At 66.1% G+C, this 12362-nt stretch carries 5 protein-coding genes; 2 read left to right on the top strand and 3 right to left on the bottom strand.

From position 1 onward, the window contains the following. Positions 1–230: 230 nt before the first annotated feature. Positions 231–1667, bottom strand: coding sequence for an OmpP1/FadL family transporter (locus VGM61_RS11480; protein WP_331522953.1), 1437 nt, complete (start codon positions 1665–1667; stop codon positions 231–233). Positions 1668–1930: 263 nt separating this feature from the next. Here VGM61_RS11480 and VGM61_RS11485 point away from each other — a divergent pair, with 263 nt between their 5' ends. After that, positions 1931–2227, top strand: a complete 297-nt coding sequence (locus VGM61_RS11485; protein WP_331522955.1) for a YcgL domain-containing protein — start codon at positions 1931–1933, stop codon at positions 2225–2227. A gap of 73 nt (positions 2228–2300) precedes the next feature. After that, complete coding sequence (locus VGM61_RS11490) at positions 2301–5837, top strand: ankyrin repeat domain-containing protein (RefSeq protein ID WP_331522956.1); 3537 nt, start codon at positions 2301–2303, stop codon at positions 5835–5837. Between the two features lie 3 nt (positions 5838–5840). On the opposite strand, the gene VGM61_RS11495 is transcribed toward VGM61_RS11490, so the two are convergent. Then, on the bottom strand, positions 5841–8978 hold the full coding sequence (locus tag VGM61_RS11495; protein ID WP_331522957.1) for an efflux RND transporter permease subunit: 3138 nt from the start codon (positions 8976–8978) through the stop codon (positions 5841–5843). 145 nt (positions 8979–9123) lie between these two features. Further along, a complete protein-coding gene (locus tag VGM61_RS11500) occupies positions 9124–12360 on the bottom strand; it encodes an efflux RND transporter permease subunit (RefSeq protein ID WP_331522958.1) in 3237 nt (1078 codons plus the stop codon). Between the last annotated feature and the right edge of the window lie 2 nt (positions 12361–12362).

Consider the following 12362-nt stretch of genomic DNA (forward strand, 5'->3'; position numbering starts at 1 on the left):
GGAAAGCCCTGGCCGCGTGAGCGCTGGAGCATGCGGCGTCAGGTTCTCTCCGAAGTTCACCGGTGCGTGCCGGGTGAGGCTGGGGGGTGTCGTTTTCGGAACGCTTCCGCAGGAGGGCGAAGCCCGACGAGGACTTAGTGACCAGGGTGACGCCCGCCGGCCTCCCCCACTCGAGGCGCAAAAAAAGCCCCCGGCAAGCGGGGGCGTTTTTCGGTGCGACGCGGCAGTGCTTAGAAGCGGTACTGGCCCGACAGGCTGAGCAGGTTGCCCTTGTCGTCGTTCTCGCCGACGGTGAGGTCGCCGGTGGGGCTCATCGAATTGATGTGGGCCTTGTTGACGAAGATGTGGGCGGCGCCGAGGTTCACGTCGAAGCGGTCGGTGACTTTGTAGCCCAGGCCGAAGGTGAGCCAGCGGCGGGTGGAGTCAGGCACGCGGACGTCGCGGGTGGAGTTGTAGGTGGGCGTGGTGTCCACGGCTACACCGGCGCGCAGGGTGAGCTTTTCGGTGGCGTAGTACTCGCCACCGACTGAAGCGAACCAGGTGTTGCGCCAGTTGAACTGTTCCGCCGTGGCCGGCTGCGACGGGTTGCCGTACTGCACGGCCAGTTCCTTGAAGGAGTCCCACTTCGTCCAGGAGATGTCCATACCCAGGCCGAACTTCTCGTCCTGGTGCCAGAAGCTGGCGGTGGCGAAGGCCGGGGTGGTGAAGTCAGCCGTACCGCTGGTGTGGGTGAACGGCGCCTGGCCGCTACCGAGCAGCGGGGCAACCAGCGGGTTGGAGAGCAGACCCTGCACCTGGGCGGGCACCTGGAAGTTGGCGGTGCCTTCAAGCGTGTGGGAGATCTTCGAGTGGTAGTTCAGCGCGAAGCGATCTTGCGCGGTGAGCTTCCAGAAACCACCAAGCTGCCAGCCGTAGGCCCAGTCGTCGCCCTTGATCTTGGCGTAGCCATCGGTGCCCGGGGGCACGACAGCGCCGATCACGCCCAGGTAGGTGGGCACGGCCTGCGGCGGAATGGCGCCGGCAGCGGCACCCTGCTGCACGATCCCCAGGCCAACGGCGTTGAAGTTGACGGCGCTGGTGAGTTCGGCGCTGGTGCGCTGGGCAATGGCGCTGGCGCCCAGGGTGAAGGTGTCAGTGACATCGAACGAGGCCGACAGCGTGGCGTCGAGGGATTTGAAATCGGACTTCAGGCCGCTGTAACGGCCGGTGAAATCGTTGTCGTAGTCGGTCTTGAAGCCGAACGGCGCGGTGAGGGCCACGCCCACGTGCCAGCGATCAGACACCTTGGACTGGAAGTACATCGCGGGCACCGGGATGGTGGTGCCGGCATCGCCGCCGTTGGAACCGGCGATCGGACGGCCCAGCGCGTCAGTGGAGCTGCCGGAGAACTTGGTGCTGAAATTGATGGCGGTGACGTCGGCCTGGAAGGTATTGCCGTCCAGCATGGTCATCGCGGCCGGGTTGTTCACGATCACCGAGGCATCGTTGCCGGCCGTGACGGAACCGGCGAAGGCTGTACCGAGCGCCTTGGCGCTGTTTTCCTTCAGCTGGAACGCGCTGGCGTCCGCGGCGCGGGGGGCGACTAGCGCGCCGGCGATGGCGACGGAGAGGGCGGCAAATGCCAGCGGGCGAACCGCCCAGGCGCGGCGGGTAAGGGACATCTGCATTTGTGGACTCCTGCCAGTTTGTTCTTATGAGTTCGAGGCGGGACTGCCGAGGGGCCGGGAGGCCCGTGTAACAGCGCGTTCATACGCCCGTTTGACAATCCCGGGCGAGACTGTGCCGTGAACTTTTCGTTAGCGCAAGTGGCGGTGCAGCAAAATGAGACGCAGCTGGCGACTTCAATCGGGTATAACCATCCAATGCTTCGTTCCGGGGCGCAGCATTGCTAGGCTTGTCCGGCCAGCCAACACGAAACACGGGGTTACCCATGCAGTGCTTCGTCTATGCAAGCCAGCGCAAACCCGATACCTACGTGTGGTTGCACAAGCGCGACGGCTTTGACGTGCTGCCCGAGCCGCTCACCCTGATGCTTGGGGAATTGCGTCTAGCCCTCGAGCTGGATCTGGACGACAGCCGCCGCCTTCCCCAGGAAGACGCCCGGGAAGTGCTGGCGAACCTCGCCGAGCGCGGCTGGCACCTGCAGATTCCCCCGGGCGACACCCTGGCCGTAGGCAATCAGCACTATCGCCAGGCGCCGCGCGAGCCTCGCGAACCGCGCGACTGATCCTCGCAAGAAGAAATCGAGGTTAACGTTCGGTTACCGCGAGGCGTGTTCGTGCTTCCGTATACTCGCGCGTATGTCGAGAATCAAACCACGGCGCCGGCCGCCGCTCCTGAAATCCCTCCCGTGGTTCCTGCCGGCGCTGATCGCCGTTGCCCTGGCCGGGTGGTCGACCCATCCGGTGGTACTGATACCCCTGCTCCTGGCCAACGCCCTGGCGATGGGCGCGGTATGCCATGCCATCGGCTTCGATCCCGAACCCAGCTTCGCCCGCACGCTGCTGCGCCGCGGCGCCGCGCACATGGTGATGTTCACCAGCTATACCGCGGTGATGTTCCTGCTGGTGGCCTGGCCGCTGGTACGCCTGATCCAGGAACCGAGCCTTTCCGGTGCCCTGCTGCTGGCCGCGGCGCTTGTGGTGGCCCTGGCCTCGCTGTGGCGGATATGGCCTGCATTCGGTCTGGTCTTCGTCTGGGACGACGCCTACCCCGGGCAGGAAGATGGCTCGTGGATATTCACCGCCGTGGCACGCAGCATCGCCTTCGGGCGGCACCTGTCGGCCGAAGAACGCTTTTTCTCGCATTTCCTACCGGCGGCCATGGCACTGCTGGTGCTTTCGTTCGCCGCCGTGACGCTCACCGGGCTCTATGGGGTGTTGCCTTCGGAACTTCGCATCAGTGCGCTGGCCATCTATGGACTGGTGCTGCTGCCGCTGGGCTGCATGGTGATCGCCAACCGTACGTTGCGCGCGATGCTGTGCGAAGGGCGCCAGCGTCCGCACGGGACCCCGGCATCGCGCAGCGGCGTTACCGCGACTGCGCCTTTGACCGCCTCGGCGGATAAAACACCGCGGGTGGATCCGGTGTTCGGCACCGAAAGCGCTCCCGGGCCGGTGCAGCCGCCCCACTCCATCGAATCCATACCGGCCGGTCGGCCGCAGGCGGAACTGGACAACGACCTCCTTGAAGCCACGCGCGGCGGCGATGTCGATCGCGCGCTTGCCCTGCTCGATGCGGGCGCCGACGCCAACACCACCGCGCATCCCGGCGACCGCGACCAGCGCCCCGTGCTGGTGCTGGCGGCGCTCATGCCCGATGTGCGCCTGTTGCGTGCCCTGATCACCCGAGGTGCCGAGGTCAACCGTGTGCACGCCGGCTGCACAGCCCTGCTGGCCGCCTCGCGCGACAGCTGGCATGGCCGCGCCGACGCCGTGATGACCCTCCTTGCCAACGGCGCCAATGCCTCGGCCGTCGATGGCGAAGGCAACACGGCGCTGCACGGCGCGGTGCTCTGCGGCGAGCCGACCATCGCAGCGATGCTGCTCGATGCCGGTGCGCCGCTGAACGCGTTGAACAAGGCCGGCTATAGCGCGCTGGCCGCGGCCTGCCGCGCCGCCAACTGGAACCTCACCCGCTTCCTGCTCGAGCGCGGCGCCAAGGCCACGCCGGTCGATGGCGAGCCTGCGCTGGTTGCCGCCGCCGGCATCACCGAAGACGACGACGAAGGCGTGCGTATCCTGTTCAAGCACCGCGCCGCGGTAAACGCCACCGACAGCCACGGCCGCAGTGCCCTGATGGTGGCCGCGGCCGAAGGTCACGAGCGGATCTGCCGCACGCTGCGTGGTGCAGGAGCCGACGTGGGCCTGGCCGACCGCCGGGGCAGCACCGCGCTGATGGAAGCTTCGCGCGCCGGCGCACCACGCATCGTGGAACTCTTCGCCGAGGCAACGCCCGATCCACGCGCACGTGACAGCCATGGGCGCGACGCCCTCACCCTGGCGTGCCAGTCGCCACAGGCGCGCGCCGAAACCGTGCGTGCGCTGCTCGCCCTCGGCGCACAGCCGCGTGAAGCGGGCATGGATGGCCGCAGCGCACTGGATCACGCTGCCGCGGCCGGTCGTTGGGACCTGGTCGCCCTGCTTGACCCGGAAACACCGCTCCCGGCCAGCATGAGCGATGCCGTGGTCCCCGAAGCCGGCGCCGATTCACCGGACCACCTGCTTGATGCGCTGCGCTTCGGCCATTGGGCCGTGGCATCCACCTTCGCCCGCCGCGCACGTGAATGGCCGGCGTCGCAACTGGCCGCGATGTATTTCGAACTTTCAGCCCCGGGCCTCGGCGCCAGCCGTGCATGGTTGCTCGAGCACGGCCTTGACGCCGAGGCACGCCTGGGCGCCCCGCGCCAGCGCGACGACAAAGACATTGAAAACGGTGACGACGACAGCACCAAGGCACTTGGACGCCGTCTTTTCGATGCGCTGATACCGCAGCTGCCAGCATCACAGGACGCCGTGGCCCAGTTGCTCGATGCCGGCGCCACGCCGGCCGGCGCGGGATTGTTCCTGCAGGCCGTTGCGCACATGGGCGACAGCGATGCCGAAGCCTCGCTGCTGCTGCGCATGCTCGGCGCTGGCGCGGATCCGTTTGGCGTGGATGCGCGCCTGCGCAGTGCCGTTCACGTCGCTGCGGCCGTCGCGCATCCACGCGTGCTCAATGAACTGCTGGCCCGCGGCGGCGATCCCAACGCACGCGATGGCCAGGGCCGCACGCCGCTGTTCGCGGCGCTGGAAGCAGGCAATCGTGTACTTGAGCGCGTGCGCAGCCTGGTGGCCCACGGGGCGGATCCGGAAACCACCGACGCCCACGGCGAAACCCCGCTGGGCGTGGCCATGGGTCAGCCCGAGGTGGAGCGTTGGCTGAGCTGGAGCCGCTGGCCGTTGCCACGCCGGCCGCTTCGCGCCACCGATCTTCCACAGGCTGCCGCCAGTGGTGACGCCGAAGCCGTGCGCCGCCTGCTCGATCTCGGCTTCGCCGTTGACGCTGCTGACGACAAGGGCGCCACTGCACTGCTGCGAGCCTGTGGTGCTGGCCACCGCGACGTCGCCGTGGTCGTCCTGGATGCTGGTGCCGATCCCGAGCGTGCTGCATCGACGGGCGCCACGCCGCTGGTGGCGGCAGTGACCGCGCGGCGCGAAAACCTGGTGGCCTTGCTGCTTGAGCGTGGCGTGGCGGTCGACCAGCGCCTGCCCGGCGAGACCACCGCCACGATGATCGCGGCGGCCTTGGGCTACCCAGAGATCGTCGAGGCGCTCGTGGATGCTGGGGCAGACATCAACGCCCGCGACGGCAGCGGCCACACGCCGTTGCATGCCGCCGCCCAGTACTGTTTCGAAAGCAGCGACAGCCTGCGCTCGCGCCGCCTGCTCGATGTACTGATCAGCCGCAAGGCCGAGATCAACCATGCCGACAATGAGGGCAAGACGGCACTTCTGCTTCTGCTCGGAGCGCACAAGCGGCCAGGCGTAAGCTGCGATGCCACCCACCTGGGCGCTTTGCTGCCCGCGCTACTGGACGCCGGCGCCGACATCAGCCACGCGGACCAGCGTGGCGTCACCGGCCTGCACGCCTGCGCCATGCATGCGTTGCTGCCGCCGGCGCGCACGCTGATGGCGCGTGGCGCCGATCGCAGCGCCGCCGATGCCTTCGGGCGTACCGCGGGCGATGTCGCCCGTACCCTGGGGCTGGTAGACATCGCCCATGAACTGGGCGTGCGCACCAGCGCGGTGCCCAGCGTCCGGCAGACGCTTCGCCAACCCTCGCAACCGAACGACTGATCGCTATCCGTTTCCGCGGGCGAGGGCTGCGCGGCGGCGAGCCACGCGGCGCTCCAGGCGCACCTGCTTGCGCTTGCGCGCCCGCTCGGCAAGGCACGAGAAGATCACATAAAGCGCCGGCGTACTGAGCAACGTAAGGCTCTGCGAAACCAGCAGGCCGCCGATCATGGCGATACCCAGCGGCCGGCGCAGCTCCGAGCCTTCGCCCAGGCCAATGGCCAGCGGCAATGCGGCCAGGATGGCGACCATGGTAGTCATCATGATTGGCCGGAAGCGCACCAGGCAGGCTTCGCGAATGGCCTCGAGGTAATTTTTGCCGTGCTCGCGCTCGGCCACCAGGGCGAAGTCGATCATCATGATCGCGTTCTTCTTCACGATGCCGATCAACAGCACCAGTGCGATCATCGCGATCACCGATAGCTCGGTGTCGGTGATCACCAGCGCCAGCAAGGCACCCACACCGGCGGCCGGCAAGGTGGAAAGAATCGTCACCGGATGGATCAGGCTCTCATAGAGCATGCCCAGCACCAGGTAGACGGTGATGATCGCTGCTGCCACGAGCAACAGCATGTCACCCTGGGACTGCTGGAAGCGCTTGAAGTCCGAACCGAAGTCCATGCGGATGTCGCCGGGCAGGCGCATGTTGTCGATGGTCTTCTGGATCACCTGGGTGGCCTCGCCCATGCTGATACCCGGCGCCAGGTTGAAGCTGATGTCCATCGTGGTGTACTGGTCTTCGTGGATCACCTGTGTCGGGGCAAGCCCCGGCATCTGCTTGGTGACTGCCGTAATCGGCACCATCGCGCCGCTTGTGCTGCGCACGTACAGCCGGTTGATCGCCTCGGGTGTCGCCGCCAGCGCCGGCAACGCGCTCATCACCACCGAGTACTGGTTGATGTCCGAATAGATGGTCGATACCGAGCGCTGGCCGAAGGCGTCGTACAAGGCCGAGTCGATATTGCCTACTGACACCCCCAGCTTCGATGCCGCATCGCGGTCGATCACCAGGTTCTGGCGCAGGCCCGCGTCGTCGACATCGGTTCCCACGTCGCGCAACAGCGGGCTCTTCTTCAGCTCTGCCTGGAGCCTGGGCAGCCACAGCTGCAGGGTTTCCTGATCGTTGCCTTTCAGTGACACCGAGTACTGCGCGCCCTGGCTCGAGCCACCGCCCGCACCACCGGTGGGAAGGTCCTGCACGGCACGAAGCCGCAGGTTCAGGTCGGGGAATTTGGCGGCCTTCGTCGACAGCCGCGTAAGCGCTTCGAAGGTGGTGTCCTCGCGGCCCTGTGCGCGCGTCTTAAGGCCGACACTGAAGAATCCGCTGGTGCCCTGCCGGCTGGTGCCCAGGCGTGTGCCGACGGTGGCGACATCGGGATCCGCACGCAACATGTCGGTGAGGCGCTGCATGCGCTTTTCCATATCGGTGAACGAAACAGTAGCGCCGGAGGTGGCGCGCCCCGAGATCAGCCCGGTGTCCTGCTGCGGGAAGAACCCCGAAGTGACCATGCCGAACAGCAGGACCGTGATGCCGATCAACACCAGCGGCGTCAGCGCCATCAGCAGCGCGTGGCGCAGTGTCCAGTCCAGCGAGCGCCGGTAAACCGCCAGCATGCCGGCCAGGAACCGTTCGATACCGCGGCCCAGGCGCGAAGGTGGCCGGTGCGAATGCTGGGTAAGGAACCGCCCGCACAGCGACGGAGTAAGGGTAAGCGATACCAGTGCCGAGACCACGATGGCCGAGCACAACACCACGGTGAACTCCTTGAAGAACATCCCGATGATGCCCGTGGCGAACAGCAGCGGGATGAACACGGCGATCAGGGAGGCAGTGATCGAGACGATGGTGAAGCCGATCTCGCGTGCGCCGAGCAAGGCCGCATCCATCCGCGAGAGGCCTTCATCCATATGACGACTGACGTTCTCGATCACCACGATGGCATCATCGACCACGAAGCCGATGGCGATCACCAGCGCCAGCAGCGACAGGTTGTTCAACGTGTACCCGAAGATGTACATCATCAGGAACGCGCCCGCCAGCGACAGCGGCACGGCCAGGCCCGCGATCACCGTGGGCGCCAGCCGCCTCAAGAAAAGCGCCATGGTCATCACTACCATGGCCAGGCTGATCAGCAGCGTCGCTTCCACTTCATGCAACGAGGCGCGGATGGTGGGCGTACCGTCGAAGAAGGGCTGCAGCCTCACGCCTTCGGGCAACCATTCGCGCATCTGCGGCAGCTGGTCGCGGATGTTGTCCACGGTCTGGATCACATTCGCATTGGACTGCTTGTACACGTACATCAACACGGCCGACTTCGAATTGAACCAGGCCGCCTGCTGGGCGTCCTTCTGGCCGTCGTACACCTTGGCCACCTGGTCAAGGCGGATCGGCGTGCCGTTGTTGTTGGCGATGATCAGCCTGGCGAAGTCCGCCGCGCTGTGCATGTTGTCGTTGGCGACCACCGCCATGGTGGTGTGGCCATCGGACAGGAACCCCTGCGGTGAGGTCACGTTGGCGGCGGTGAGCGTGTTGCGCAGCTGGTCGGGTGTCAGGCCCATGGAATTGAGTTGTTGCAGGTCCACGTCCACCCGCACCGCCGGCGTGGCGCTGCCGTAGATATCCACGCCTGACACGCCGACCTGCTGGCGCAGGCGCTGGGCCAGTAGCGAATCGGCGATGTTGTACAGGGCGTCGCGGGCCAGCGTGTCGGAAGTGAGCGCGATGGCGATCACCGGGTCGTCGTTGGGGTTGGCCTTCTGATAACTCGGCGGCGGCAGGCCGGCGGGCAGATCCGCCTGCGAGGCGTTGATCGCCGACTGCACGTCGCGAGCGGCAGCATCGATATTGCGATCTGAGTCGAAGATCATGAAGACCGAAGCCCGGCCTTCCGAACTGTTCGAACGCATGGTCGAAATACCAGGCACCTGGCCCAGGTGCCGCTCCAGCGGCGCCGCCACCGTCGCTGCCATGGTGTTGGCGTCGGCGCCGCTCTGGCTGGTCTGCACGAAGATCGCCGGGAACTGGATGTCCGGCAACGCCGCCACGCCCAGCAGGCCGTAGCAGATCATGCCGACGACGAACACGCCCGCGGCGAGCAGGGTGGTGCCGATCGGGCGGCGGATGAAAGGACCGGAAATATTCATGCTTTAGATAATTAAGGGGCAGCCGCCAGCATGGCCGGGGCCGGCCCATGAACGTCGATGCCCGGAAAAGGCTTCGCCGGGCGGTTGCCCGCCCGGCGATCAGAGGGTACTGCGGCTCGTCGCGCCGTGCGCGACGGGGGCTGGATCACGCCAGTCCCCGGGCGGCGTCGCGGGCGATGGCGCGCCGCTCGCGGCGCGCTTCGATCCAGTCGGAAACCCGTTCCATGTAGAGGTAGATCACCGGCGTGGTGTACAGCGTGACCAGCTGGCTGAGCAGCAGGCCGCCGACGATCGACACACCCAAAGGACGACGCAGTTCCGACCCGATGCCGTTGCCCAGTGCCAGCGGCAAGGCACCCAGCAGCGCCGCGGCGGTGGTCATCATGATCGGGCGGAATCGCAACAGGCACGCACGGCGGATCGCGTCATGGGCATTCATGCCCGTGCGCTTCGCCTCGATCGCGAAGTCGATCATCATGATCGCGTTCTTCTTCACGATGCCGATCAGCAACACGATGCCGACGATGCCGTCCACCGACAGGCTCATGCCGCAGATAAGCAGTCCCAGTAGCGCGCCGACACCCGCCGGCGGCAGGGTGGAAATGATCGTCACCGGATGGATGTAGCTTTCGTACAGCACGCCCAGCACGATGTAGATCACCACCACGGCAGCCAGCAACAGCAGGACGGTGTCGCCGACGGAGGATGAGAATTCCGCCGCCTTGCCGACGAACTGCTTGGCCACCTGCGGCGGGATATTGACCTGGTTTTCCACTTCGTGGATGGCGCTTACCGCTTCGGACAGGGAATAACCCGGTGCCAGGTTGAAGGCGATGGTCACCGCCGGCAGCTGCTGCTGGTGGCTGATCACCAGCGGGGCGTTGGTGACCTGCGCCGTAGCCAGGGTGGAGATCGGCACCGCGCCGCCGCCGCCGAGCAGGATGCCGGTGTTGGACAGGCCGATACCGGTGGCCGTGGCCGAGTTGCTCGACGAGGCCTGTCCGAAGGTGGTGGCATTGCTGCCGGTGAGCGCACCGCTACCGTTGCTCTTGACGTAGAGCTTGTCGAGCAGATCCTTGCTGGAGCGGAACTTCGGGTCGACCTCCAGCACCACGCGGTACTGGTTGAGCTGGGTGAAGATGGTGGAAATCTGGCGCTGGCCGAACGAGTCGTACAACGTGTCGTCGATGGTCTGCACCGGCACACCAAGGCGGCTGGCCGCGTCGCGGTCGATGGTGAGCTTGAGCGCATTGCCCATGTCAGCCAGGTTGTTGTCGACGTCGGCCAGCTCCGGGCGCTGGCGCAGCGCCGCGGTCATCTGCGTGGCGTACTTCGACAACTCGGCCGAGTTCACATCGCTCATCGCGTACTGGTATTCGGTGGCCGCCACCCGGGTTTCCAGGGTCACGTCCTGCACCGGCTTCAGGTACAGCGCCGTGCCCGGCAGGTGGGCTGCGGCATCCTGCAGGCGCTTGACCACGTCTTCCAGGTTGCCGCGCTTGGAGCGGTCTTTCAGCACGATGGAAAGCTGGCCCTGGTTCAGGGTGGGATTGATAGAGCCGGCACCGATGAATGCAGCAACGCCGGTCACGTCCGGCACCTGGCGCAGGGCATCGGCCACCGCCTTGGTACGAAGTTCCATCTGCTCGAAAGCGACGTTCTGGTCGGCCTGCACTACGCCTGTGATGAGGCCCGTGTCCTGCTCGGGCAGCAGGCCCTTGGGAATCACGATGTACAGCACCACGGTGAGGGCCACGGTAACGCAGGCCACCACCATGGTCGTGCGCTGATGGGCCAGTACCACGTCGAGCGACCGCTCGTAGACTCCCACCACGCGCGACCACCAGGTGACCTTGCCGTCAGCGGCATGGCGCTCGTGCGCGTCTTCACCCTCGGGCAGCGAATCGGCCTTCAGCAGGTAGGCGCACATCATCGGGGTGAGGGTAAGCGAGACCAGCATCGAGATCGACACGGCGATGGTCAGTACCCACGCGAACTCATGGAACAGGCGGCCGGTGACACCCGGCATCAGCAGCAGCGGCAGGAACACGGCGACAAGCGACACTGTCAGGGACACCACGGTGAAGCCGATCTCGCGGGCGCCGATCTCGGCCGCCTCCTTGCCGTCCTTGCCCTGCTCGATATAGCGGACGATGTTTTCGATCATCACGATGGCATCGTCGACCACGAAGCCGGTAGCCACCGTCAGCGCCATCAGTGAAAGGTTATCCAGCGACATGCCGGTGAAGGCCATCACGCCGAAGGTACCCAGCAGCGAAAGCGGTACCGCGACCGACGGGATCACCGTGGCCCACAGCCTGCGCAGGAAGACGAAGATCACCGCCACCACCAGGAAGATGGTGAGGATCAGGGTGAACTGCACGTCCTCCACCGACGCGCGGATGGTCACCGTGCGGTCGGAGAACACATCCAGCTTCACGTCGGCGGGAAGCACCGTTTTCAGCTCGGGCAGGATCTGCCGGATGCGCTCGACCGTCTGCACGATGTTGGCGCCGGGCTGGCGGCGGATGTCCAGCAATACCGCCGGCTTGCCATCCGCCCAGGCGGCCAGCTGGTCGTTCTCGACGCCGTCGACGACATTGCCGACGTCGCTCAGGCGAATCGCCGCGTTGTTCTTGTATGCGACGATCGTATCCTTGTACTCCGCCGCCGTGGCCAGCTGGTCGTTGGTACCGATGCTGTACGACTGCGTCTTGCCGTTGAGCGTGCCCTTGGGCGCGTTCACGTTGCTGGCCGTGAGCGAGCTGCGCAGGTCCTCCATGGTGAGGCCCAGGTTCGACAGCTGGGTCGGGTTCACCTGGATGCGCACGGCCGGTCGCACGTTGCCGGCGATGCTCACCAGGCCCACTCCCTGCACCTGGGCCAGGCGCTGGGCCAGGATCGAATCGGCCACGTCGTTGATATCGCGCAGCTGCACCGAATCGGAGGTGAGCTTCAAGGTCATGATCGGCGCGTCGGCCGGGTTCACGCGATTGTAGACAGGCGGATACGGAAGCGAGCTAGGCAAGGTGCCCTTGGCCTGGCTGATCGCCGACTGGACATCCTGCGCCGCGATGTCGATGTCGCGGCCCATGTCGAACTGCAGGATGATCGTGGACAGGCCCGCCGACGAGTCCGAGCTCATCATCTGCAGCCCGGAGATCTGGCCGAAATTGCGCTCAAGCGGCGTGGTGACCAGCGAGGCCATGGTGCTGGCGCTGGCGCCCGGGTACTGGGTGGTAACCACCAGGCTTGGGGCGTCGATTTCAGGCAGCGCCGATACCGGCAGCTGCCGGTAACCCAGGATGCCCAGCAACATGATCGCCACCATCAACAGGGAGGTAGCGATCGGCCGGCGAATGAAAAGTGTCGAAAAACCCACGT

Origin of the sequence: Pinirhizobacter sp., assembly GCF_036499745.1 — a bacterium.
Lineage (GTDB): Bacteria > Pseudomonadota > Gammaproteobacteria > Xanthomonadales > Rhodanobacteraceae > Pinirhizobacter.